Annotated in this window: 22 protein-coding genes; 7 read left to right on the top strand and 15 right to left on the bottom strand. The window is 73.1% G+C overall.

What is annotated here, in order from left to right; all coding sequences use genetic code 11:
- The first annotated feature begins 21 nt into the window (after positions 1-21).
- A complete protein-coding gene (locus ACQP2H_RS12855) occupies positions 22-1,038 on the top strand; it encodes a hypothetical protein (RefSeq protein ID WP_219460870.1) in 1,017 nt (338 codons plus the stop codon).
- Positions 1,039-1,260: 222 nt separating this feature from the next.
- On the opposite strand, the gene ACQP2H_RS12850 is transcribed toward ACQP2H_RS12855, so the two are convergent.
- Positions 1,261-2,406: a fatty acid desaturase family protein gene (locus tag ACQP2H_RS12850; RefSeq protein ID WP_208566391.1), complete on the bottom strand. Its 1,146-nt coding sequence runs from the start codon at positions 2,404-2,406 to the stop codon at positions 1,261-1,263.
- A gap of 14 nt (positions 2,407-2,420) precedes the next feature.
- Positions 2,421-3,512, bottom strand: coding sequence for a ferredoxin reductase (locus ACQP2H_RS12845; RefSeq protein ID WP_357533906.1), 1,092 nt, complete (start codon positions 3,510-3,512; stop codon positions 2,421-2,423).
- 83 nt (positions 3,513-3,595) lie between these two features.
- Here ACQP2H_RS12845 and ACQP2H_RS12840 point away from each other — a divergent pair, with 83 nt between their 5' ends.
- The 3 genes from ACQP2H_RS12840 (at position 3,596) to ACQP2H_RS12830 (ending at position 10,194) form a co-directional block, all read left to right on the top strand.
- On the top strand, positions 3,596-4,882 hold the full coding sequence (locus ACQP2H_RS12840) for a PucR family transcriptional regulator (RefSeq protein ID WP_357533908.1): 1,287 nt from the start codon (positions 3,596-3,598) through the stop codon (positions 4,880-4,882).
- 162 nt (positions 4,883-5,044) lie between these two features.
- A complete protein-coding gene (locus tag ACQP2H_RS12835) occupies positions 5,045-5,404 on the top strand; it encodes an effector-associated constant component EACC1 (RefSeq protein WP_208566394.1) in 360 nt (119 codons plus the stop codon).
- On the top strand, positions 5,401-10,194 hold the full coding sequence (locus tag ACQP2H_RS12830) for a caspase family protein (RefSeq protein ID WP_433232936.1): 4,794 nt from the start codon (positions 5,401-5,403) through the stop codon (positions 10,192-10,194). The genes ACQP2H_RS12835 and ACQP2H_RS12830 overlap by 4 nt, the downstream gene beginning before the upstream one ends.
- A 25-nt stretch (positions 10,195-10,219) precedes the next feature.
- Here ACQP2H_RS12830 and ACQP2H_RS12825 read toward each other — a convergent pair whose 3' ends face one another.
- The 6 genes from ACQP2H_RS12825 to ACQP2H_RS12800 all read right to left on the bottom strand — a co-directional run bounded on the left by ACQP2H_RS12825 (position 10,220) and on the right by ACQP2H_RS12800 (position 14,817).
- Positions 10,220-11,116, bottom strand: a complete 897-nt coding sequence (locus tag ACQP2H_RS12825; RefSeq protein WP_363819557.1) for a sulfite exporter TauE/SafE family protein — start codon at positions 11,114-11,116, stop codon at positions 10,220-10,222.
- Positions 11,113-11,712 carry a rhodanese-like domain-containing protein gene (locus ACQP2H_RS12820; protein ID WP_357017947.1) on the bottom strand — a complete coding sequence of 200 codons (600 nt, stop codon included), beginning with the start codon at positions 11,710-11,712 and terminating at the stop codon, positions 11,113-11,115. Before ACQP2H_RS12820 ends, ACQP2H_RS12825 begins: the two co-directional genes overlap by 4 nt.
- A gap of 28 nt (positions 11,713-11,740) precedes the next feature.
- Positions 11,741-13,141, bottom strand: coding sequence for a rhodanese-like domain-containing protein (locus tag ACQP2H_RS12815; RefSeq protein ID WP_433232934.1), 1,401 nt, complete (start codon positions 13,139-13,141; stop codon positions 11,741-11,743).
- A gap of 126 nt (positions 13,142-13,267) precedes the next feature.
- Positions 13,268-13,537, bottom strand: coding sequence for a metal-sensitive transcriptional regulator (locus tag ACQP2H_RS12810; RefSeq protein ID WP_204926517.1), 270 nt, complete (start codon positions 13,535-13,537; stop codon positions 13,268-13,270).
- A 113-nt stretch (positions 13,538-13,650) separates the two neighbouring features.
- Positions 13,651-13,920, bottom strand: a complete 270-nt coding sequence (locus tag ACQP2H_RS12805; protein WP_357533916.1) for a GlsB/YeaQ/YmgE family stress response membrane protein — start codon at positions 13,918-13,920, stop codon at positions 13,651-13,653.
- Positions 13,921-14,022: 102 nt separating this feature from the next.
- Positions 14,023-14,817, bottom strand: a complete 795-nt coding sequence (locus ACQP2H_RS12800) for a dienelactone hydrolase family protein (RefSeq protein WP_433232930.1) — start codon at positions 14,815-14,817, stop codon at positions 14,023-14,025.
- Positions 14,818-15,185: 368 nt separating this feature from the next.
- Here ACQP2H_RS12800 and ACQP2H_RS12795 point away from each other — a divergent pair, with 368 nt between their 5' ends.
- The 3 genes from ACQP2H_RS12795 to ACQP2H_RS12785 all read left to right on the top strand — a co-directional run bounded on the left by ACQP2H_RS12795 (position 15,186) and on the right by ACQP2H_RS12785 (position 17,657).
- Complete coding sequence (locus ACQP2H_RS12795; protein WP_219460842.1) at positions 15,186-15,929, top strand: SDR family oxidoreductase; 744 nt, start codon at positions 15,186-15,188, stop codon at positions 15,927-15,929.
- 65 nt (positions 15,930-15,994) lie between these two features.
- Entirely contained in the window at positions 15,995-16,894 is a 900-nt protein-coding gene (locus ACQP2H_RS12790; protein ID WP_219460839.1) for an RNA polymerase sigma-70 factor, read from the top strand.
- A gap of 103 nt (positions 16,895-16,997) precedes the next feature.
- A complete protein-coding gene (locus ACQP2H_RS12785; RefSeq protein WP_208566402.1) occupies positions 16,998-17,657 on the top strand; it encodes an HNH endonuclease family protein in 660 nt (219 codons plus the stop codon).
- 267 nt (positions 17,658-17,924) lie between these two features.
- Here the strand turns inward: ACQP2H_RS12785 and npdG are convergent, their stop codons facing one another.
- The 7 genes from npdG to ACQP2H_RS12750 form a co-directional block, all read right to left on the bottom strand.
- Positions 17,925-18,587, bottom strand: coding sequence for an NADPH-dependent F420 reductase (gene npdG / locus ACQP2H_RS12780; RefSeq protein WP_219460834.1), 663 nt, complete (start codon positions 18,585-18,587; stop codon positions 17,925-17,927).
- A gap of 212 nt (positions 18,588-18,799) precedes the next feature.
- The gene (locus ACQP2H_RS12775) at positions 18,800-19,135 is read right to left on the bottom strand and encodes a VOC family protein (RefSeq protein ID WP_219460814.1); all 336 of its coding nucleotides are present in this window, start codon (positions 19,133-19,135) and stop codon (positions 18,800-18,802) included.
- Complete coding sequence (locus ACQP2H_RS12770) at positions 19,132-20,115, bottom strand: LLM class flavin-dependent oxidoreductase (RefSeq protein ID WP_219460811.1); 984 nt, start codon at positions 20,113-20,115, stop codon at positions 19,132-19,134. Before ACQP2H_RS12770 ends, ACQP2H_RS12775 begins: the two co-directional genes overlap by 4 nt.
- A gap of 8 nt (positions 20,116-20,123) precedes the next feature.
- Positions 20,124-21,095, bottom strand: coding sequence for an enoyl-CoA hydratase/isomerase family protein (locus ACQP2H_RS12765; RefSeq protein WP_208566406.1), 972 nt, complete (start codon positions 21,093-21,095; stop codon positions 20,124-20,126).
- A 15-nt stretch (positions 21,096-21,110) separates the two neighbouring features.
- Positions 21,111-22,106 (bottom strand): LLM class flavin-dependent oxidoreductase, encoded by a 996-nt coding sequence (locus ACQP2H_RS12760; RefSeq protein WP_433232923.1) that lies wholly within the window; start codon positions 22,104-22,106, stop codon positions 21,111-21,113.
- Positions 22,103-23,308 carry a class I adenylate-forming enzyme family protein gene (locus ACQP2H_RS12755; protein WP_433233530.1) on the bottom strand — a complete coding sequence of 402 codons (1,206 nt, stop codon included), beginning with the start codon at positions 23,306-23,308 and terminating at the stop codon, positions 22,103-22,105. The genes ACQP2H_RS12760 and ACQP2H_RS12755 overlap by 4 nt, the downstream gene beginning before the upstream one ends.
- Positions 23,236-23,988 (bottom strand): AMP-binding protein, encoded by a 753-nt coding sequence (locus tag ACQP2H_RS12750; protein ID WP_433232920.1) that lies wholly within the window; start codon positions 23,986-23,988, stop codon positions 23,236-23,238. The genes ACQP2H_RS12755 and ACQP2H_RS12750 overlap by 73 nt, the downstream gene beginning before the upstream one ends.
- Between the last annotated feature and the right edge of the window lie 22 nt (positions 23,989-24,010).

Raw genomic sequence — 24,010 nt, 5'->3', positions numbered from 1 at the left:
ACCACGTCCGAAGGAGCCACCATGATCGGTCAACGAGTATTCGCCGGGGCTGCGGTCGGCCTGCTCACCGCGGCACTGGGCCTGCCCGGGACGGCGGCTGCCGACCCACGCCGGGACAGCCTGCGGTACTGCGCGCTGCATCCGCTGCCGCTGCCGGCGGGGGTGACGCACGGCGAGGCCCAGGCGGTGGACCCGACGGGCCGGTTCGTCGCCGGCATCGGCACCCGGATCACCGACGGGGTGTGGGAGCAGGTCCTGCTGATCTGGCAGGGCAACCGGGTCACCGCCGTGGACACCCCGCTGGCCGGAGAGGTCACCGGGATCAACCCGGCCGGCGTGGTGATCGGCAACGGGTCCATGTCCGCGACGTACCGCCCCTGGCGTTACCAGGACGGCCTGCTCACCGAACTACCCGTCCCGGGGACCGTCTCGAACGTCTGGGCCGAGGGGATCAACGCACGCGGCGACATCGTGGGACACGGCTCGGTGGAGGCCACCGAGACCCAGCTCCCGCTGCGGTGGCCGGCTGACCGGCCGGACGCGGTCGAGACTGTCGCGCCGCTGACCGACGGGATCGCCAACGCGGTCCTGGACGACGGCAGCGTCGTCGGCACCTCAGTCGGGCCGTCCGGACCGCCGAGCTACGCGGGCTGGGTACGTCGCCCCGACGGCGGCATCCGCTGGCTCAGCGTGCCCGGCAAACCCCGCGCCTGGGCGAGCGCGGGCCGGGGTGACTGGGCCGCCGGTGGGGTGGACGACACCCCGGAGGAGGGCGACGGGACCCCCCAGCGGTGGAACCTGCGCACCGGGGCGGCGACGCCGGTCCATCCGGCGGTGGGGTGGCGGATCTACGGTGTGACGGCCAGCGGTGTGGTGCTCGGCGAGTCGGCGGTGGGGCACGGTGACCGGGTGACGCCGCTGCCCGGGGTGACCAACAAGATCCGCTTTGTCCGGGCGGGCGCGATCGCGGACAACGGCATGGTGGTCGGCTGGACCGTGGGTGACCGGCTCACCCCGGTGCGCTGGACCGGCTGCTGACGGGCCACGCGGCGGGCCCGGCCGCGTCCCGGCCGGGCGGCGGGGCTGGCCGGGGCGTGGGCCGGGCCGACGGGGACGACTGACGGTCCGCCCGGCCCGGCCGGCGCCGGCTCGGACCCGCCCGGTGGGGCTCCACAGGCCGCGTTCGAGACCACCTGCACCGGTGCCGGCAGGCGGCCACGGTGTACACCGTGGCCGCCGTCGGGCCGCCGTCTGCGGGGGTCAGACCCCGGAGGTGGCGAGGGCGCGGGCCGGGCGCTCGTCGGTGGTCGGCCGGGCCGCCCCACGGTTGGGCAGGGACAGCCGGATGACCTTCCACCATGCGGAGGCGACCTGCTTGGGCAGCGGGCCGGTGGTGTAGGACAGCCCGTACCTGTCGAACAGCGCCCGCACCTGCGGGGCGATCTCCTGGTAACGCTTGCTGGGCAGGTCGGGGAAGAGGTGGTGCTCGATCTGGAAGGACAGGTTGCCGGTCATGACGTGCATCAGCCGGCTGCCGCTGATGTTGGCCGAGCCGAGCATCTGCCGCAGGTACCACTCACCCCGGGTCTCCCCCTCGATCGAGGTCTTGGAGAACGTCTCCACCCCGTTGGGGAAGTGCCCGCACATGATCACGGAGTGGCTCCACAGGTTGCGGATCAGGTTCGCGGTGAAGGTGGCGGCCAGGGTGCTGAGGAAGGACGGGCCGGACAGCAGCGGGTGGATGACGTAGTCCTTGAGCACCTGGCGGCGGATCTTGCGGCCGACCCCGCGCAGCCGGGCCCGGAACTCGGGGGTCTTGTGCCGGCCCTTGCGCAGGTTGCGGCCCAGCTCCAGGTCGTACGCGGCGATGCCGTACTCGAAGAAGCAGGCGTTGAGGAAGTTCCACAGCGGCTGGCCGAGGTGCATCGGGTACCACTTCTGGTCCTCGTCGACCCGCATGATGCCGTACCCGAGGTCGTTGTCCTTGCCCAGCACGTTGGTGTACGTGTGGTGCAGCTGGTTGTGCGAGTGCTTCCACTGCTCGGCCGGGGAGACGTGGTCCCACTCCCAGGTGGTGGAGTGGATCTTCGGGTCGCGCATGAAGTCGTACTGGCCGTGCAGGATGTTGTGGCCGATCTCCATGTTCTCAAGGATCTTGGCCACCGCCAGGCCGGCGGTGCCGACCACCCAGGCCGGCGGGAAGAGCGAGAAGAGCAGCACCGCGCGGCTGCTCATCTCCAGCGTCCGCTGCGTCTTGATCACCTTGCGGATGTAGGCGGCGTCGCTCTCGCCGCGCTCGGCGAGCACCCGGTCCCGGATGGCGTCGAGCTCCTTGCCGAGGATCTCGATGTCCTCGGCACTCAGGTGGGCGATCGGGTTGACGGGCTTGTGCTGGATGACGGTCACGTCCGGCCTCCTGGTCAGAGATCGATGTCGCAGGTACCGGCCGCCGCCGACACGCAGGTCTGAATGAGCACACCGTCGCCGGGCAGGGCGGTGGTGAGGGTCCCGTCGCGCAGGTCGCGCACCGCGCCCTGGCGCAGCGGCAGTACGCAGCCGTAGCAGATGCCCATCCGGCAACCGGACGGCATCAGCGCCCCGGCGGCCTCACCGGCGTCGAGGATGGGGGTGCCGCCGTCCGCGGCGACGGTGAGGCCGGCCCGGGTGAAGGTGACGGTGCCGCCCTCACCGGGGGCGATGACCGTCGGCCGGAACCGCTCGGTGTGCAGCCGGTCGGCGACGCCGGCCGCCGCCCAGTGCTCCTGCACCGCGTCGAGCATCCCGACCGGGCCGCACGCCCAGGTCTGCCGGTCGAGGTGGTCGGGCACCAGGTCGGCCAGCTCGTCGACGCCGAGCAGGCCGTCCCGGTCGGTGTACCGCTCGACCAGCCGGATACCGCCCTGGGCGGCCAGCGCACGCAGTTGCCCGCCGAACACGACGTCGTCCGGGGTCGGCGCGGAGTGCACCACCACCACGTCGGCCCGGGTGGGCACGCCGGAACGCAGCATGCCCATCACCGGGGTGATGCCGCTGCCGGCGGTGAGGAAGAGCACCCGGGCCGGGATCGGGTCGGGCAGGACGAAGTCGCCCGTCGCCTGGTCGAGCTGGACGATGGTGCCCACCCGGGTCCGGTGGACCAGGTGGTTGCTGACCCGGCCGTCGGGGATGGCCTTGACGGTGACGCTGATCAGGCCGTCGGGACGGTCCGGGGCAGAGGTCACCGAGTAGGCCCGCCACTGTCGCACCCCGTCGACGTCGACGCCGAGGCGGACGTACTGGCCGGGGAGGTGGCCACGCCAGTCGCGGCCGGGTTGGATGGTGAGGGTCGCCGCGTCCCGGGTCTCCGGGTCGACGGCGACGATCCGCCCGCGCAGGGCGGCCCCGGCGCGCAGCGGCGCGACCAGGTCGAGGTAGTCCGCCGGCAGCAGCGGGGTGGTGACCGTCTCGGCCAACCGCAGGAGCCGGTCCCGGACGGACGTCTTCGCCGGGGGATGCGGGACGGTGGTGGTCATGACCCCAGAGTGCTCGCTATTCCGCATAACATCTTGACCAAGGAAGGTGAATCCGATGCGGTAACTTGTGCGGAGGGAACAACATGCCGGAATCAGGGGCAGCCGGTCAGCTCGGCGGTCGACTGGAGCTCGACGCCCAGGTGGCCGAGCGGTTACGCGGCCGGCTGCCGATGGTCGCCGCACACACCGTCACCACCATCACCGCCGAGGTGTCCGCCTACTCCGGCACCCTCACCGGCCAGATGCGCGAGAAGATCGAAAACGCGGTACGGGTGGCGTTGGGCACATTCCTCCAGCTCATCGAGCGGGCCGGGACGGCCGACCCGAGCACCCCGCTGAGCCGGGCGCTGGAGGCCGCGTACGCGCTGGGCGCCGGGGAGGCGCGGGCCGGCCGGAGCATGGACGCGCTGCTGGCCGCGTACCGGGTGGGGGCCCGGGTGGCCTGGCGGGAGGTCTCCACCACCACCGTGCGCAGCGGGTTGTCCGCCGAGACGGTCGCCGAGTTCGCCGAGCTGATGTTCGCCTACATCGACGAACTCTCCGCCGCCAGTGTCGCCGGCCACTCCGACGAGTTGGCCAACGTCGGCCGGGCCCGGCGGCGCGACCTGGACCGGCTCACCCAGCACCTGCTCGCCGGTGATCCGGAGGAGGTACTACGGCGCAGCGCCGAACGGGCCGAGTGGTCCCCGCCGCAGACCCTGACCGTGGTGGTGCTGCCCCGCAGCAGCCTGCGCGGGGTGCTCGCGGTGCTGCCCCCGCACACCCTGGAGAGCGGCGAGGACCTGCCCGGGGCGCAGCGGGCCGAGGAGGAGGCGCTGCTGCTCGTACCCGACATGCACGGCAGCCGGCGTCGGCAGCTCGGCACGGTGCTGCACGGGCACCGCGCGGTGCTCGGGCCGGCCCGCCCCTGGGTCGCGGTGGCCCGGTCGTACCAGCGGGTGTTGAAGGCGCTCGTGCTCGGTGTGCCGCGACCGGCGGACGGCACCGCGCTGGACACCGAGCAGCACCTCGCCCGGTTGGTGCTGCACACCGACCCGGAGGCGCTGGCCGACCTGCGCGCCCAGGTGCTCGCGCCGTTGGCCGACCTCTCCCCGGCGACCGCCGCGCGGCTGGCCGAGACGATGCGCTCCTGGCTGCTGCACCAGGGCCGCCGCGACGACGTCGCCGCCGACCTGTTCGTGCACCCGCAGACGGTCCGCTACCGGATGGGTCGGCTGCGCGAGCTGTACGGCGACCGGCTGAACGAGCCCGGCACGGTGCTCGACCTGACGGTGGCGCTGGCGTTCCCGCCCGCCGAGGGCGACGGCGGGCCCGCCGAGCACCCACCGGCCACCGCGCCTCCGCCTTCGTCCGAGGCCCGGCGGCCGTGAGGCGGGACGCCGCGACCGCGCTCCACTACGGACCGTCCGGCGTCCCACCACCTCGGTCACCGGGACCGGCCGCAGTGGACGGTCGGAGTGACTGTGTCGACAGGACGACAGGAACGCGTCCGGCGGCTGACAGCGCGCGAGGACGTGGGCCATGATGGCGGCATGCGTCTGATTTTCTCCGTCTCGGCCTCCGACGAGTCGCCGGTGCACGACCTTCGCGACGAGTTGGCGGCCGATCCGGAGCTGCGTGACGCCCGGGTCCGGCTGCTGCACACCGCCCCCGAACCGGGCACCCTGGGCGCGGCCGAGGTGCTGGAGTTCGTCGGCCAGGACGTCCTGCTGCCCGTGGTGATCCAGGCGGTGTACGACTGGTTCCAGGCCCGACGCGGCGCCCGTCGGGGTGCGGAGACCACCGTCACGGTCACCCTCACCGACAGCCCGGACGGCACCCGGGAGGTGAAGATCGAGGCGAGCGGCTCGGCCGAGGACGTCATCGCGGTGCTCCGGCAGGGCCTGCGGTGACCACTGCGCACCAACCACGGTTCGACCCGACGAAGTCCCGCGCCGTCCTGCTGGGCGTCAGCCGGTACGACCACCTGGCGCTGACCGTGCCTGCCGCGCGGGACAACATCGAGGCGTTGGCCACCGCGTTCGCCGACCCCGCCGTGTGGGGCCTGCCGAGGCGGCGGATCAACGTGGTGCACGACCCGTCGGCCGACGACCTGGCCGGCTACGTCGAGGACGCGGCGCAACTGGTCGGCGAGGACGGCGTGCTGGTGGTCTACTACGCCGGCCACGCCGTCCGGGTGGGCCGGTCGATGCGGCTGCTGCCCCGGGAGGCCACCGACAACCCCGGCACCGAGTTCCCGGTGGAGGGTTTCGTGGCCGCCGCGCAGGGGGCCGGTGCCCGGCACCGGCTGCTGATTCTCGACTGTTGTCACGCGGGCAACGCCAGCGCCGCCCTGCCGGCGGAGCCGTTCCGGGTGGACGAGGAACTCAGCGGCTGGCAGTTGCTGGCGGCCGTCCGCAGCGGGCCGGCGCTGGACGCCGGCCCGGAGGAGCTGCACACCCCGTTCACCAGGGCGCTGCTGGACGTCCTCGCCCATGGCGGGGCGGACGCGGCGCAGTGGCTGACGCCCGCGGACGTGCTGCGGGAGGCCGGGGAGCTGCTGGCCGGCGCGGGCTATCCCCGACCGGCCCGCAGCCCGGCCGAGTTCGACCGGGGCTGGGTGCGCAACGTGGCCTGGCGACCGCCGGAGAAGCGGCCGGTGCCGTTCCCCCGCCGGTCGCCGGGGGCGTCCGGTGAGCACAGCGACCGGGCCGGTTTCGAGAGTGCCTGGCCGACGCGTCAGGTGCCGTTCGAGGGCCGGGTCCCGGAGCTGGCCCGGGGCGCGGCCAGCCTGGGGAAGCAGGGTGCCGTCCTGCCGGTCGTCGGGCCCCGGCACGCGGGCAAGCGGTACTTCGTCGACGAGGTGCTGGCCCGCTTCGCCGAGCAGGCCGACCGGGTCGCCGACGTGGCCCTGCTGCGGCTGGACATTCCCAACAGCAGTGCGCCCGAGCCGGTGCTCGGGGTGCTCGCCCGGGAACTCGACGTGACCATCGACGACGTCACCGACTACGGCGTGGACTACCCGGAGGCGGTCCGGCTGACCCTGGTCGACGAGTTGCAGAAGCAGCTGCACCGGCGTCGGCTGATCCTGTTCGTGGAGGGGTCCCGGCTGGGCACCACGCCGGAGGTGGTCCGGGCCGAGCTGGAGCGGCTGCTGGAGCTGCCGGTGTTCGACCAGGCGCTGGTCATCGTGGCGACCCGGGCACCGGTCAGCGTCAGCGGCGACGGCCGGCTGCGTTACCTGCCGGTGATCCAGCTGCGGGAACTCAGCGAGGACGAGGCCACCGCGCTGGTCGACCAGGTGCTCTCCGACCCGGTGTACGGCGGCGGTCTGACCATCGCCGGGCTCGCCGAGGGGCGGCTCTGGACGGAGCTGGACGACAAGCTGGTCCGGCTGCCGGGGGTGCTGCACAACGGGATCGACGAGCTCGCCAACGACGTACTCAACAAGCGGATCGAACAGGCCGGTGTCGAGCACCTGGTCGACGCGCTGCTGCGCCGCTCCGCCGCGACGGTCGGCGCGGGTCTGCGGGACGTCGACTGCTTCGCGCTGTGGACCGGCACCGACGGCGGACGGGGTCGACCGGGCGCGCTGGCCGTGTTGACCGCCTGGGCCGTCACCGACGGTCTGTGGATGTCCTCCGAGCTGCTCGAGTCGATGGGGTGCGGGCTCACCGCGATGGCCACCCACCACCTGGTCGAGGCGCGCATCCTCACCCAGCAGGAGCACGACGGCACGCTCTGGCTCGACCTGGGCCGGTCGACCCGGCACGCGTTGAGCAACGCGCTGACCGCCACCCTGCGCGGCACCGGCGGCGGCAACGTCTACGGCCGGGCCCTCGTCGACGGCGCCGAACTGACCCCCGACCAGCTCGACGAACCGGTCGCCGAGGCGATGTTCGCCCTGGTCATGGCGGTGCTGACGCAGCGGCAGCGGCACCCGGCCAACTCCGACCGGCACGTCATGAAAGGCATCGACCGGGCGATCGGCTGCCTCGACGAGACCGTGGGCGGGTATCCCCGGCTGCGGGAGACGCTGACCAAGCTCGCTGCCGCGCACTCCGGCGACGCGGCGTTCAGCCCGGTGCTGCTGGAGGCCGCGACCGCGCCGTCCGCCGCCGACCCGGTCGGCACGCCGGCCGACGCCGAGTCACCGTCGGACGGCGGGGAGGCCCGCTCCGAGCGGCCGGTGCGCGCCTCCGGTTATCCGGTGGTCGCCGGTGCCGCCCAGCTCAACCAGGCGATGCGGGCCACCGGGCAGACCCAGCAGGTACGCGAAGCGTTCGTGGCCGCCGCCGACGCCGTCGCGGAGGCGATCGGGCAGGCCGACCGGGACGCGTTGTCACACCGGTTGCTGAAGTCGATCGACACCGCGCTGTTCATCGGTGGCCGTCGGCTGCGGGCGGGGACCAGCCTGCTGCCGGCCCGGGAGCGGGCCGCGCCGGTGCTGGCCGAGTGCGCCCGGGCGGCCGGCGGCAGCCGACCCGACCTGATCAACGTGGCCATCTCCTGGCTGCTCAACACCGTCGACCTCCAGCTGACCTCGGGACGGGTCACCGACTCGCAGGCCGCGCTCGGCACCGCCTTCGCCCTGTTCGACCTGATGCCCGAACCGGTGACCCTGCGGGACCGGTTCGCGGTGTTGCAGATGCGCCACCGGTTGCTGTGCGGCCGGGCCCGGGGGCAGCACCGCCTGGCCGACCGGGTGACGACCCTGTCCGAGGCGACGGCCGCGGTCGAGGAGGGGTTGGCCCTGTCCGCGTCGGACAGCGACCGGGGTCTGTGGAGCATGCGGCTGTGCGGGGTGACGACGCTGCTGGTCGCCGAGCAGTCGACCTTCGCCGACCAGTCGGCGACGGGCCGGCGGGTCGTCGAGGCGCTGACGTCGTCGTGGGGTTCGCCGGGCCGGTGGCCGAGCGACACCCGGATGTACGTGTGGCGGCTGCTGCACGCCGTGCACCGCGGCGACCCGGACGTGGTCAGCCAACTGGAGGCCGCGAAGCAGACGATGGCCCTGGTGCTGACCGCCGGGGAGTTCGCGCTGTTGCCGGGCATCGAGGCGGAGGTGCACCTGTTCGTCGCGCACTGCCTGCGCCGCAACAACCGGTTCGGGGACGCGACGACCGAGGCCGAGACCGCCCTGGAGTGCGCCAGACGGGCGCACGGCGACCAGCCGGGCGCCCAGTCGCTGCTGCGTGAGCTGCGCATCCAACGCGAGTTGGGGGGTTGGCGGGCCGAGGTGGACACGCCGGCACGCGGCGACGCACCCCGTACCCGGGTCCGGGACCAGAAGCTGTTGCGTCGGATCCGGGAGGTGCAGTCCTGGCTGGCCGACCAGGAGCACACCACCTGGCACCACGCGGTGCTCGACCTGTGGTGCCACCGGGCCCGGTGGAGCAACGAGGGCAACCTGCTGGCCGCCTCCACCCCGGAGGGGCGCGACGTCAGCAGCATCCCGCATCAGGAACGGCTGACCAACATCGGTCGGCTCTACCGGGTGCGCCGGGACAAGCTCGACGGTCACCTGCGGCGGTTCAGCCACTCCATCGAGCTGTTGCAGATGGAGGTGGGGCTGGAGCGGCAGTACCGGCGGTGGCTGGGGGTGCTGGAGACCTACCGGGACGAGCAGGGGGTGACCCGACGCAACGACGTCGACAACAGCGCGGTGTGGGATCTCATCCGGGCCGCCGAGCAGCGTTGGCCGGACCACCCGGGGGTGCTGGAGGTCCGGGCGGAGTTCCACCGCTACATCTGGGAGTACCGGCGGGCGATCGAGGCCTACCGACGGTTGACCGTCACCGCCCCCGACGGTCGGGGACGGTTGCGGCACGGGCTGGCCATGGTGGAGGCGGTGGTCGGTTACGCCCAGTTCTCCTGGCCCCGCAACGATCCCGACCCCCGTCCGCTGCTGGTCGAGGCGGGGGACCTGCTCGCCGCCGAGGAACGGGAGGGGCCGTTCCTGGAGCAGCTGGTGATCCTGCGTACCCGGGTCGACCTGGAGCTGGCCCGGGAGATCGACTGGGCCGACGTCGAGAAGGTCGCCGCCGAGATCATGAGCAGCGACGGCTACACCGCCGGTGTCGCGGCGATGCTCAACCGGCGGTGGAGCGGCGACGCCGTGGTCACCAGCCTCGCCGATCCGGGGGTGTGGCGGATCGCCGAGGGCAGCCGGTTCGCCGACCAGCTGCACCAGCTCTTCGACACCTCCCCCCGGGTGCATCCGCTGGCCGACCGGGAGGTGACCGACGAGGCCCACTCGACGATTGCCGACTTCCTGCGGGAGAACTTCACCGAGGTCCAGCTCCTGCGCGGCCTCGGTGCGGTCTACCTGCGGATGGCCGAGCTGCACCGGCAGCCCGAGCAGGCCGGCCGGGCCTTCCACTTCTTCGACGGGTGCCGGATCTTCCAGCAGGTCCACCTCGCCGGCCGGGTCACCCCGGTCACCCGGTTCCTGATGGCCCGGGCGATCCTGCTGGCCGCGGAGCTGACTCAGTCCGCCGACCCGATCGAGGGCCCGTGCCCGTGGGAGGGCAAGAGCTGGCTGGAGTACGCCGACCGGCTCCTGCAGTCGTGCAAGGACGAGTCGGTGGGTGAGTTCGGCAAGCAGTGCAGCCACTTCCGGAAGGTGACCACGGAGCTGCTGCGGAGCATCCGGTCCCGGCAGGGGATGGAGAAGATGCGCAACCTGCGCCGCCCCCGGTGACCGGTGCCCGCCCCGGACGGGGTGGTCAGCCGGCGGGTCGGGTCGACCCCCGGTCGACGCCGACCGGTGCGCCGGGCGACCGGCGGGCACAGGCCAGCGCGGCGAGCACCGCACCGGCCGTGAGGCCGGCCAGCCCGGTCCAGAGCGCCGGGTCGGCCCGCACCCCGCCGGGCATCTGCCGGACCAGCACGAAGCCGCCCATGACCAGCACGAACCAGCCGAACGACCGGCGCAGCACGTCGGCCGGCACCCGGCTGGTGAGCAGCCCGCCGAGCAGGCTGCCGAGCACGGCGGCCACGGTGACGGCGGCCGCCAGCGGCCAGTTGATGTCGACGGTCCAGAGGTAGCCGGCGAGGCCGGCGAACGACTTCATCGCGATGACCAGCAGCGAGGTGCCGATCGCGACCGGCACGGGCAGGCCGCCGAGCAGGGCCAGCGCGGGCACCACGAGGAATCCCCCGCCCGCCCCGACGAGGCCGGTGGCCAGCCCGACCACCGCCCCGTCGGCGAGCACCCGGGCCAGGGGCAGCTCGCGCGGCCCGGCCGCCTTCCCGGTGGTGCGTCGACCCCGGATCATGGCGGCGGCGGTGGCCAGCATCAGCACCGCGAAGCCGGTGAGCAGGAGCGTCGGCGGGAGGTGACCGGAAAGCCGCCCACCGGCGTACGCCCCGGCCATGCCGGCGAGCCCGAACACCAGCCCGGTACGCCAGCGGACCCGGTGCGCCCGGGCGTGCGGCAGCACCCCGACGAGGCTGGTGACACCGACGACGAGCAGGGAGGTGGCGATGGCCTCCCGTACCGGCAGGTCGGCGACGTAGACCAGCAGCGGCACGGCCAGGATGGAGCCGCCGCCGCCCAGCAGGCCGAGGCTGACCCCGATCAGCACGGCCAACCCGACGGTCAGCAGCAGGGTGGCGCTCACCCCTGCCGTCCGGTGTCACCGCGCAGCTGGGCGACGACACCGTCCAGGTCGCATCCGGCACCCCGGTTGTACGGCAGCCGGCCCAGCAGCATGCCCATGGCACAGGTGTCGGTGAGGGCGGCGACGGTGAGCCCGCCGCCGATCAGCGCGGCGACCCACTTCAGGCCCGGCACCAGCACCGAACCGAGGACGCTGACCAGCACGATCGACCCGGCGACGAGGCGTACCTGCCGTTCCAGGTCCCAGCGCGGGGTGCCCCGCCGGACCGGTGCGGAGGTCTTCTCCCAGGCGAGCATGCCGCCGTCGAGGACCCGCAGGTGGGGTAGCCCGGCGGCGGCGAGCGCCTGACCGGCCTGGCCGGCCCGTGCGCCGGAGCGGCAGACCAGCACCACCTCCTCGTCGAGGTGTCGCCGCAGTTCGTCGCGGTGCTCGCGGAGCAGGTCGAGCGGAACGTTGTAGGCGCCGGGAATGTGCGCGGTCTCGAACTCGGCCGGGGTGCGGACGTCCAGCAGCCGGGGTGCCCGGCCGGAGTCGACCAGGGCACGCAGGGTGTCGGTGTCGACGGTGGCCTCGCGGGTGGGGTCGGTGGGGTCCATCTCTCCTCGTTTCGGGTTCGCCGGGGTCTCAGGCGGGGGTGGTGAGGGTGAGGCCGGCCGGCACGGCCCGGTCGAACCGGTCGTCGACGACGACCACCGTCCGGCCGGCGTTGGCCAGCAGGGACGCGGCGGCACTGGCCCGGTAGCCGGAGCCGCAGTGCACCCAGATCGCGCCGGGGGGAATCTCGGCGAGCCGCGCCGACAGTTCGGGCAGCGGGACGTGTACGGCGTCGGTGAGGTGCCCGGCCGTCCACTCGTTGGTCATCCGCACGTCCAGGACGACCTGCGGGGCGGGCAGCCCGGCGGGCGGGTTCCCGACGCGGGCGGCGGCCAGGGCCGCGAAGTCGGCGACGGGCTGCTCGCGGAGCTGTCCGGGGTCGGCGGCCCACCGCTCGGGGCCACCGGTGGCCTGGGCGGCAGGCCGGTCGATGCCGATGCGGGCCAGTTCCCGCTGGGCCTCGGCGACCTGTTCCGGGGTCTCGGCGAGCAGGGTGAGCGGGGTGCCCCAGTCGATCAGCCAACCGAGCCAGGTGGACATCGGCCCGTCGAGGCCGAGGCTGACCGTGCCGGCCAGGTGCGCGGCGGCGTACGCCTTGCGGTGCCGCAGGTCGACCACCCATTGCCCGGCGGCGATCCGTTCGCGCAGTTGCCCGGCGTCGGCGCGGGTCGCCGGGGTGAGGTCGATCGGCGGCGCACCGGCGGCGTTGATGGCCCCCATGTGCGCGTAGTACGCCGGGTGGGCGTCCAGGCCGGCCAGGATGTCGGTGACGAAGTCGTCGGCGGCGAGCCGGAGCACCGGGTTGACCTGCCGTTCCCGGCCGATGGTGGAGTCGGGGGCGTCGGCCTGGGTGGCGGAGCAGAAGCTGCCGAAGCCGTGGGTGGGCCAGACCTGGGTGCCGTCGGGCAGCAGGTCGGCCAGCCGTCGGGCGGAGGTGTGCTGGCGGTGGGCGAGTTCGTGGGCGTGCTGCTGGCCGAGCAGGTCGGTGCGGCCGGTGGTGCCGAACAGCAGGGAGCCGCCGGTGAACACGCCGACCGGCTGCCAGCCGCCGTCGGTGGCGGTGTCCAGGACGTACGACAGGTGGTGGAAGGTGTGGCCGGGGGTGGCGACCACCCGCAGCCGCAGGGTGTCCGACACGGGCACCTCGTCGCCGTCGTCGACCGGGGTCCGGGGGAATCCGACCTGGTCGGCGGCGGCCACCAGGTATTCGGCCCCGGTGAGCCGGGCGAGTTCCCGGCCGCCGGAGACGTAGTCGTTGTGCAGGTGGGTCTCCACCACGTGGGTGATCCGGACGTCGCGCTGGCCGGCCAGGCGCAGGATGCGGTCGACGTCGCGCTGCGGGTCGACCACGACCGCCACCTGGCCGTCGGAGGCCAGGTAGCTGCGGTCGCCGAGGGAGGACGTGCTGAGCACCGCCACCTCAACAGTCATGACAAACCTCTCTTTTCACTTATACCCCTGGGGGTATGTAACGGACAGACGGGTGTTCGTGTTCCGGGGTACGGAGTACCCGCCCGGAGCGCGCTCAGGCGGGCCGGGCGGGGTGCCGTTCGTGGGTCAGGCCAGCGCCAGGAAGAGCTTCTCCAGCTCGGCCTCGGTCATCTCGGGAGTCTCACCGCGCCCACGCGCCGCGTCGCAGTGCCGCATCCCGGAGGCGATGATCTTGAAACCGGCCCGGTCGATGGCCTTGGAGACCGCCGCGAGCTGGGTCAACGCCTCCCGGCAGTCCTCGCCGTTCTCCATCATCTCGATCACGGCGTTGAGCTGACCCCGGGCCCGCTTGAGCCGGGTCAACGCGTCGCCGGTCATCTCCGGTCGCAGTTTCACGGTGCACCTCCTGCCACCAACATACCCCCGGGGGTACCCGAACCGCCACCCGCCCGCAACGGCCGCGTCGGCCCGCCCCGGGGAGAGGGCGGGCCGACGCGAGGGGGTGCGGGTCAGTGCCGACGTCGGCCGTACGTGCCGGCGAGAACGGCGACGCCGCCGGCCGCGAAGGCCACCTGGAGGAACAGCTCGATCCAGTCGATGCCCCCGGTGTCGTCCACCCCGAGCGCGCCGGCGAGCAGGGTGCCGAGGATCGCGGCCACCACGCCGATGGCCAGGGTCAGCAGGATCGAGATCTTCTGCTTCCCGGGCACCACGAGGCGACCCAGGGCACCGATGATCAGACCGATGATGATGGCGGTGAAGAAGCCCTGTACTTCCACGTGTGTCGTCCCTCCGCGAGTCGCTGTCGACCTGGACTCTGCCCCGGGTGGGCGGGCGGTGAAACCACGGCGGGACGCCACGGACCAAATGTCACGCGACTGTCATGCGCTCGCGTGGGGACCGTCATCCGAACGCCGCGCCGATCCCCGGAAGGTCCGTTCCAACAGGTCGAACAACGCCGTCCAGTGCCGCTCGGCGGCCTGTTCGTCGTACATGGCGGTGTCGGCCATCGTGAAGCCGTGCGGGGCTCCGGCGTACACCTCGGAGCGGTAGGCGACCCCGGCGGCGTCGAGCGCCCCCTCCAACGCCGCGATGTCGTCGGCGGTCATCGAATCGTCCCGGTCGGCGTGGGCGAAGTACAGCTCACCGGTGACCGTGCCGACTCCCCGGTGCGGGCTGTCCGGCGCGTCGGTGACGACCCGGCCGGCATGGAAGCTGGCCAGCGCCGCGATCCGGTCCGGATGCGCCTCGATCGCGCGCAACGCGTTGGTACCACCCATGCAGTACCCCACGATCGCCACCGGCCCGGCCGCGACGTCGTCGCGGGCGGCGAGGAAGTCCAGGTAGGCCCCGGCGTCCCGGGCCACCAGCTCCGGGGTCAGCGCGGTGATCAGCGGCACGATCCGGCCGAACAGCTCGCCGCGCCGCTGCGGATCGGCCAGGTCGGCGAGGTCGACGCGCGGCATCGGACCGGCGCGGTGGAACAGGTTCGGCACGAGCACCAGGTACCCCTGCGCGGCGATCCGCTCGGCCATCTCGGCGAGCCGGGGACGCAACCCGAAGGCGTCCATGAAGAACAGCACCGCCGGGAACGGCCCGTCCCCGGCCGGCCGGGCCAGGTACGCCTCGGCCGCGCCGTCACTGGTCGGAACCTCCACCGTCGTCGTGCCCGCCATGGTGTCTCCTCACCCGGGTGCCGGCGCACCCACCGCGGGAACGCTACCCGGTGCGCGAACAGCCGACGGAACACAGCACGGCATCCCCGCGACGGACGGGATGCCCGGCGGGGTGGCCCGGCGACGGACGGGGGTGACCGGTGGCAGCAGCCCGGCGACGGACGGGTGACCGGTGCAGCAGCCCGGCGACGGACGGGTGACCGCAGGCCAGCGACCCGCGTGGGTGGCGTCGGCGGCCCGGCTGCGGTCGGCAAACCGCCAGGTGGACGGCGTGCCGGGCCGGAGTTGTCACGGATCGGGGGTCTGCCCGGTCGTTGGTGGTGCAGGGGCGGTGGGACCGCCACGGGCAGACAGGGAGTGGACCGACCATGAAGATCGTCGTCATCGGGGGCAGCGGACTGATCGGCAGCAGGCTGGTGGCGCTGCTCGGGCAGCAGGGCCACGACACGGTGGCCGCCTCCCCCCGTACCGGGGTGGACACGCTCACCGGCGCGGGGGTGGCCGAGGCGCTCGACGGCGCCGACGTCGTGGTGGACGTGTCGAACTCGCCGTCGTTCGAGGAGACCGCCGTCCTGACGTTCTTCGAGACGTCCACCCGCACCCTGCTGGAGGCGGAGGCGAAGGCCGGCGTACGGCACCATGTGGCGCTGTCGATCGTCGGCGCCGACCGCATCCCGGACAGCGGCTACATGCGGGCCAAGGTGGCGCAGGAGGCGCTGATCGCCGGGGCGGACATCCCGTGGACGGTGGTGCGCGCCACCCAGTTCTTCGAGTTCGTGCCGGCCATCGTCGAGTCCGCCGTGGCGGGCGACGAGGTACGCCTGCCGCCCGCGCTGATCCAGCCGATCGCCGCCGACGACGTGGTGACGGCGCTGGCCGAGATCGCGGCCGGCGCACCGGTCGACGGGATCGTGGAGCTGGCCGGGCCGCAGCGGTTGCGCCTGGACGAGCTGGGCCGGGAGACGCTGACCGCCGCCGGTGACCCCCGGCCGGTGGTCACCGACCCGCAGGGGCGCTACTTCGGGGCGTTGCTGGCGGAGCAGTCGCTGGTCCCGCTCGGCGACGCCGCCCGTACCGGTGGCACCCGGTTGGCGCAGTGGCGCGCACGCTGACCCGTTGCGGGGGCCCGGCGTCGGGTGACGTCGGGCCCCTGCGGCGTACCGCCTACGGTGGGTCCATGACGACCGGGGCCGCCGCCGACGAGCCACCGGCCGTCGCGGCGGCCGACCTGGCCGCGTTCCTCGACGTGCGGCCGAGGCTGTTCGGGCTGGCCTACCGGATGCTGGGCAGCGTCGTCGAAGCCGAGGACGTGGTGCAGGAGGCGTGGCTGCGCTGGCAGGGCACCGACCGCAGCGGGGTACGCAACCCGGCGGCCTTCCTCACCACGACGACCACCCGGCTCGCGGTGAACGCGGCCACCTCCGCCCGCGCCACCCGGGAGACGTACGTGGGGCCGTGGTTGCCCGAGCCGGTCGACACGAGTGCCGACCCGACCCTCGGTGCGGAACGGGCGGCCGCGTTGGACGTGGCGGTGCTGTTGCTGTTGGAACGGCTGGCTCCCGCCGAACGGGCCGCGTACGTGCTGCGCGAGGCGTTCGACTACCCGTACCGGGAGATCGCCGAGGTGCTCGGCACGTCGGAGCCGAACGCCCGGCAGCTGGCCAGTCGGGCCCGGCGGCACCTTGCCGTGGCGGGGTCCGCGCCCGCCCCGCCGCAGCGACGGCGGCAGCTGACGCGGGCGTTCCTCGGCGCGGCCCGCGACGGCGACCTGACCACGTTGGAACGGTTGCTCACCGCCGACGTGGTGGCCCGTGCCGACGGCGGCGGCCGGGTGCACGCGGCCCGCTTGGACGTGTGCGGGGTGGCCCGGGTGACGAACTTCCTGGACAACGTGCGACGCAAGTACTGGCGGGCGACGACGGTCGACCTGGTCGAGGTCAACGGCGGCCCGGCGGTACTGGTCGCCACCGACCGCCCGGTCACCCTGATCACGGTGGACACCTCGGCCCGGGGCATCGAACGGCTCCTGCTGGTGGTCAACCCGGACAAGCTGGGTCGGCTGCCGGCCCGACGCTGACCGGCGATTTCCGCCACCGTTCACGCAACGACCGGTAGACCGACCATTCGACTTCCGTCTATACATGTGGCAACGGAGCCGCATCTGACCGGACGGAGCACCCATGAACCGACGCCTGCGTGCCGCCGCGACCATCCCCACCGCGGTCCTCGCCGCCACGCTCGGCCTCGCCCACCCCGCCGAGGCCGCCGGCTACTCCGCCCCGCTGACCACCGCCGTCGCCGGCCTGCCCGTCGCCGCCGAGAACCGCACCGGCTACAGCCGCGACCTCTTCCCGCACTGGATCGACGCCGACGGCGACGGCTGCACCACCCGCAACGAGGTGCTGCTCGCCGAGGCGGTCAGCGCGCCCACCGTCACCGGCACCTGCACGTTGACCGGGGGACGCTGGTACTCCTACTACGACGACGCCTCCTGGACCGCCACCGGTGACCTCGACATCGACCACATGGTGCCGTTGGCCGAGGCGTGGGACTCCGGCGCGCGTACCTGGAGCACCAGCCGCCGCCAGGCGTACGCCAACGATCTCGGCGACAGCCGCCCGCTGGCCGCCGTCACCGACAACGTCAACCAGTCCAAGGGCGACCAGGACCCGGCCAGCTGGCTGCCGCCGTACGCCGCCGCCCGGTGCCGGTACGTCACCGAATGGGTGGCCACCAAGATCCGCTGGCGGCTCACCGTGGACAGCGTCGAGAGGAGCGCCCTGACCAGCCTGGCCGGCGGCTGCCCCAACGCCACCGTCTCGGTCACCTACGCGTACTGAGCGACCCCGTCGCCCGCGCCGCCCCGATGCGGACACGCAACGCCGGGGCCAGCGCACCGGCGGGTCGACGGGTGGGGTCACCTGACCGACGGGGGTACCTCACCGACGGGGTCGACGGACCGACGGACCGGGTGCAGGGGTCGACGGACCGACGGGGTCAAGGACCGGCGGGTCGACGGACCGGGTGCAGGGGTCAACCGGGTGACCGTGACCCCTGCGGTGGTCCGGGGGAGATCGGTGCCGTCTGCTCCCTCTGCCCGGACCGGATCACACGTCGGTGATCCGCAGGCCCGCGTGGGCGCGGTAGCGCCGGTTGACCGAGATGAGGTTGGCGGTGAACGCCTCGACCTGGTGCGCGTTGCGCAGCCGCCCGCCATACACGCCCCGTACCCCCGGAATGGTGTCGGCGAGCGCCCGGACCAGGTCGGTGGCCTCCCGGTCGTCGCCGAGCACCAGCACGTCGGTGTCGACCGTGTCGAGATCCGGGTCCTCCAGGAGTACGGCGGAGACGTGGTGGAACGCGGCGACGACCCGCGACCCGGTGAGGATCGCGGCGGCCTGCTGGGCGGCGGAGCCCTCCGGGACGGGCAGGGCATAGGCACCCTGCTTGTCGAAGCCCAGCGGGTTCACGCAGTCCACGACGATCTTCCCGGCCAGCGCCGGGGCGAGCGTGGTGAGCAGTTCGGCATGCCCGTCCCACGGCACCGCGACCACCACGATGTCGGCCTGCGCGGCGGCGTCGGCGTTCGACCCGCCCCGGACCCGGCCGGGCAACCCGGCGGCCGTCTGCGCGGCCCGCCCGGCGTCCCGCGACCCCAGCACGACGTCCAACCCGGCCGCCCCGAAGCGCCGGGCCAACCCCCGCCCCTGCGGCCCGGTCCCGCCGAGCACGCCGACGGTACGGTCCCGCAGCTCGTCACTCACACTCACGTACGTCTCCTTCTCGTCCCACCGCCCGCCCCACACAGTCCCGATCTCCGTCCCGCCGGCCCTCCCTCCCGCCCCACGCACTGCCCCGCCGTCGCGGTGATCAAGAGATTTGTGTCAGTTGATCAAGAGGTTTACGTCATCGTGGAGATCATTCCTGACGCTTTTCTCTTGATCACCGGAGCAGGAGCGGGGTGGGGGTGGGTTTGGGGTGGTCAGGGGTGGGGTTGGTAGAGGGTCAGGGGGGTGCCGGTGGGGTCGGTGACCAGGGCCCGGCGTTCGTGGGGGCCGGTCACCGGGTCGGTGGCGGTGGCGCCGGCCGCGATCAGGTGGGCCAGGCAGGCGTCGAGGTCGTCGACCTGGATGCTGAGCACGGTGCGGCCGGCGACGGGTTGCTGGGTGGCGTCGGCGAGGCCGATGGTGACCGTGCCGTCGGTGACCGCGGCGTACCGGTCGCCGTCGCGGAACTTCACGGTCAACCCGAGCGCGGTGTAGAAGGCGAGTTGGGCGTCCAGGTCGTCGGCGGGGACGATCACGTGACCGATCCTCATGGGCGGAACCTCGGCATGACCTCGCGGGCGAACCGCTCGACGATCTCCATCGACCGTTCGATCGGCAGGCCGAGCCACTGGGCCCGGAACACGAAGTGGTTGTAGCCGGCGTCGGCGAAATCCTGGATCTTGGCGGCGATGTCGTCGGGCGAGCCGAAGAAGAGCGCCTTTTCCTTGATCGCGTCCCACTGCGACTCGAAGAAGTCCATGCCGTACTGGACGTACTCGCCGTAGGAGCGTTTCACCGCGTCACCGGCGACGGCGAACGCGGCGTCGGCGGAGTCGGCCACGCACAGGTCCCGGTGGATCGGGAAGACCGCGTCCCGTTCGTCGAAGCCGGCGGCCCGTCGCTGTTCGCGGTAGTCGGCCAGGTTGCCGACGGCCCAGTTGCGGCGCACGTTGGACGGGGCCAGCCAGGGCAGCCCCTGCCGGGCGATCCGGGCGATGCCGGTCGGGCCGTTGGCGCCCACCCAGACCGGCGGGTGCGGGCGCTGCACCGGCAGTACGCTGCACCGCACCCCGTCCAGGGTGAAGTGCTTGCCCTCGTGGTGCACCGGCTCCCCGGTCCACAGTTGCTGCATCACGGCGAGGGCCTCGTTCATCCGGGACACCCGGGTACGCCGTTCGATACCGAACGACGTGAACTCGGCGTCCCGGTAGCCCGACCCGATGCCCAGGACGAACCGGCCACCGGACATCTGGTCGATGGTGGCGATCTCCTCGGCCCAGTGCACCGGGTGGCCCAGTGGCAGGATGAGGATGCCGGTGCCGAGTTGCATCGTCCCGGAGTGGTCGATGAGCCGGCTCAGCAGCGGCAGCGGCTGCGGGGTGCTCAGCGACGACAGGTAGTGGTGGATGCCGAAGACCGAGTCGTAGCCCAGGTCGCGGACGTGCTGGACGTACTCGACGGTCTCACCGATGCGCCGGCCCAGGTCGTCGCCGGGGGCGTACTGGTGGTCGAGCAGGATGCCGAACTTCACGCCGTCGCCTACTCTTCCCGCGACCGGCTGTCGCTGAGCCGGAAGTACGGGGCGACGAGCCGGTCCCGGTCGGCCAGCGCCTGCCCGATGCCCTTCTCCCGGCGCTCCTTGAGGAAGTTCCAGTCCCCCTCGGCGAAGCTGACGTTGGTGGCCCAGCCGTGCCCGACCCAACCCGTCATCGCCCCGAGACCCTTGCCCCGGGCCTCCATCACCACCTGCATCATCGACTTACCCATCATCAGCGAGTCCAGCGGCATCACCGCGATCGCGTCGGCGTAGTCGTCGACCCAACGTTGCAGGTCCTCACGGGGTACGACCTTGGTGACCAGGCCCTTGCGCTCACCCTCCTCGGCGCCGATCGCCCGCATGGTGAGCATGACGTCCTTCATCGTGGTCAGGCCGACCTTCTCGATCCAGTGGTACATGTCCTGCGGGGCGGGACCGAGGTAGCGGAACGCCGGGTGGGTGAACCGGGCGTCCGGGGAGGCGATGACGATGTCGGCGGAGAGCGCGATCTGGAAGTGCCCGCCGTAGCAGTAGCCCTGCACCTGGCAGATGGTCGCCTTGAGCGATTCGATGATCGGCCGGGTGAAGCCGGAGCTGAGCACGTTGCGGTCGGGCAGGATGCGCTGCCGCTGCGCCGGGCGACGCCGGGACGCCTTGTCGGTGCCGGTCTTGTAGCCGATGTAGTGGCCGAGTTCGGCGGCGTCGGCGCCGGTGCCGAAGTGCTCCCCCTCCCCCGTGAACACGATGACCTTGACCCGGTCGTCGGTCTCGGCCTCCTTCACCAGGTCGCCGACGCGTTCGAAGGCGGCCACCGGGATGGCGTTGAGTCGCTCCGGGCGGTCGAAGGTGATGGTGGCGACGGCCCGTTCCTCGTCGACGTCGTAGCGGACGTACTTCGCCAGGACCTCGGGGTCGACCTCCATGTTCTCGACGTCCCACTGGCTTTCCAGCAGCTCGGCTTCGGTCTTCTTCACGGCGGGTTCCTTAGGTCAGGTGGTGGGACGGAAGGCGGGGATCACCTCGGCGGCGAACAGCCGCAGCGAGGCGCGGAGCTTCTCGGTCGGCATCCCGAGCCACCCGGGACGGAAGATCAGGTGGTCGAAGCCCAGGTCCCGCAGCGCGCTGATCCGCTCGACGAGGAATTCGGGCGAGCCCAGCAGCAGCGTGTTGCGGACCAGTTCGTCGAACCGGTCCCGCTGCCAGCGCAGCGCCGGATACTCGGCGTACGTCGAGTACTCGACCCGGGCGTGCGGTAGCGCCTCCGCGACGGCCTGTTCGGTGCTCGGCGCGCAGTACAGCTCCACGCCGACGGGCCGCTGCACCGTCGCCGGGTCCCGCCCGTACTCGGCCAGCGCCTCGTTGTAGACGGCCAGGTGTTCGGGCAGGAACCGGCGGCTCGGGGAGTTGCCCGGCGCGTACCAGGCGTCACCGAGCCGGGCGGCCCGACGGACCGCCTTCTTGCCCCCGGCGCCGATCCAGATCGGTGGGCCGCCCGGGGTCAGCGGCGGGATGCCGATGGTGGCGTCGACCTGGGGATAGAACTCCCCGTCGTGGGTGACCGGCTTTCCGGTCCACAGCGCCCGGATCAGCCGCAGGCTCTCGTCGAAGCGGCGGAACCGGCTCTCCGGGTCGACCCCGAAGGCGGCGAACTCGTTGTCCCGGTAGCCCGCACCGACGCCGAGGACCACCCGCCCGCCGGAGAGATGGTCCAGGGTGGCGAACTCCTCGGCGACGTGCACCGGGTGGAACATCGGCAGCAGCAGGATGCCGGTGCCGAGCAGCATCTCCCCCGAGCGCGGGATCAGGCTCGCCAGCATCGAGATCGGCTGCGGGGTGGCCAGGTTGGACTGGAAGTGGTTGATCGTCCACACCGAGTCGTAGCCCAGCTCCGCGGCCAGCTCGACCGTGCCGAACAGGTCGTCGAGGTGCCTGCGGAGGTCGTCGCCGGGCGGATACTGGTGCGACGCCATGATGCCGAACCTCATCGGCTCCCCCTAGCTGTCGGTCGGCTGGTCCGGCCGTCGTGCGGCCGGGACACCGCCACGGAGGCGACGCTGTCCGCCGCCGGTGCGGCGGCCGCCGCGTGGTCGGCGTCGGTCGGGTCGGGCGACGGTGCTGCCGCGCCGGCCCCGGCCGGCTGCGCCGCCGGGTCCGCCACGCGGCTGATCTTGCCGGTGGCGCTGCGTTCCAGGGCCGGCACGAACTCGATGCGCCGGGGGGTCTTGAAGTGGGCCAGCCGCTCCCGGGCGTACGCGACGAGCCGCGCGGAAAGGTCGGTGTCGTCGACCGTGCCGTCGGTGGCCCGGACCACCAGCGCCACCGGGATCTCGCCCAGCCGGTCGTCCGGCCGGCCGAGCACCCGGACGTCGCGCACCAGCGGATGGGCCCGCAGTTCGTCCTCGATCTCCTCGGGCCAGACCTGGAAACCCCCGCACTTGATCATGTCCCGTTTGCGGCCGACCAGGAAGAGCACCCCGTCGGCGTCGACGTAGCCCATGTCGCCGGTGTGCACCCACCCGTCGCGGACCAGCTCGGCCGAGGCGGCGGCGTCGTCGACGTACCCCCGGGTCAGGGCGGAGCGGACCACCACCTCACCCTGGGCGCCGGACGGCAGCGCGGTGCCGGCGTCGTCGCGGATCTCCAGCTCGACGCCCGGGTAGACCCGCCCGGCGGAGCCGGGCTTCCACCGGCCGGCCTTCATGTCCCGGCCGGTCCAGCCGGCGATGTGCCCGGCCTCGGTCGAGCCGTAGTTGACCAGGATGGGCACCCGGTAGCGCTCCTCGAACGCGCGCCGCACCGGCCAGGAGATCGCCTGCCCGGCCACCAGGATCGACTTGACCCCGGCGAACGGCAGGTCCCGGTCGGCGTGCACGATGTCGAAGACCATGGTGGGCAGCAGGAAGAGGTTGTCGAACCCGAACCGCGCCATGAGGTCGGCGAGCCGGTCGACGCCGAAGCGTTCCCAGACCACCGCCGGCCGGCCGACGAAGTACGCGAACAGCAGCGCGTGCTGGCCGCCACTGTGGAACAGCGGCAGGGCGATGAGGTTCGGCCTGGCGTCCGGCGCGGCGGTGCCCTCGGCCCCGGTGCCGGTGGTGACCCGGGCCAGCCGCATCAGCGACTCCCGCGTCCCGCCGTGGGTGACACTGACCGCCTTCGGTCGCCCGGTCGTGCCGCCGGTGAACAGGATGCACGCCTCGGCCTCCGGCCCGACCTCGACGCCGGTGACCCGCACCTCCCGCCGCCACGGCAACGCCGGCACCCCGGCCAGCGACGCCGTGACGGAGCGCACCGGGGGCCCTGCGGCGACGTCACCCGCCCCGGTGCCGTCGGCGTCGTCGTTCCCGGGGCGGCCCGGGCGGCGTCCCCGGCGACGGCCCGGGTGGCGTCCCCGGCGACCGCCCGGGCGGCGTCCCCGGCGACCGCCCGGGCGGCGTCCCCGGCGACCGCCCGGGCCGCGTCCCCGGCGACGGCCCGGGTGGCGTCCCCGGCGGCAGCCCGGGCCGCGAGGAACGCGGCGACCACGTCGGGGCGACGGTCGTCGACCAGCAGCAGCCGGGGCGCGGTCTTGGCCACCGACTCGGCCAGCTCGGCGGCGTTGTAGAGGCTGCTGACGGTGACCGGCACCGCGCCGATCTTCCAGGCCCCGAAGAGCAGGAACACGATCTCGGGCCCGTTGGTCAGGTAGCAGGCGACCCGGTCGCCGGGGCCGACGCCCTCGGCCCGCAGTGCCGCGGCGACACCCCCGGCGAGCAGGTCGATCTGGTCGAACGTCCACGACCTGCCGTCCTCGCCGTACAGGCCGGGTAGGTCGGCCCGGTCGGCGCACCGGCCCTCCAGGATGCCGGCCAGGTTGCCGGCGCTCACCGGGTCACCCTCATCCACCGGG

The organism is Micromonospora sp. CA-248260 (assembly GCF_050942205.1).
GTDB classification, from domain to species: domain Bacteria; phylum Actinomycetota; class Actinomycetes; order Mycobacteriales; family Micromonosporaceae; genus Micromonospora; species Micromonospora antibiotica.
This window is presented reverse-complemented; position numbering and strand designations above follow the sequence as displayed.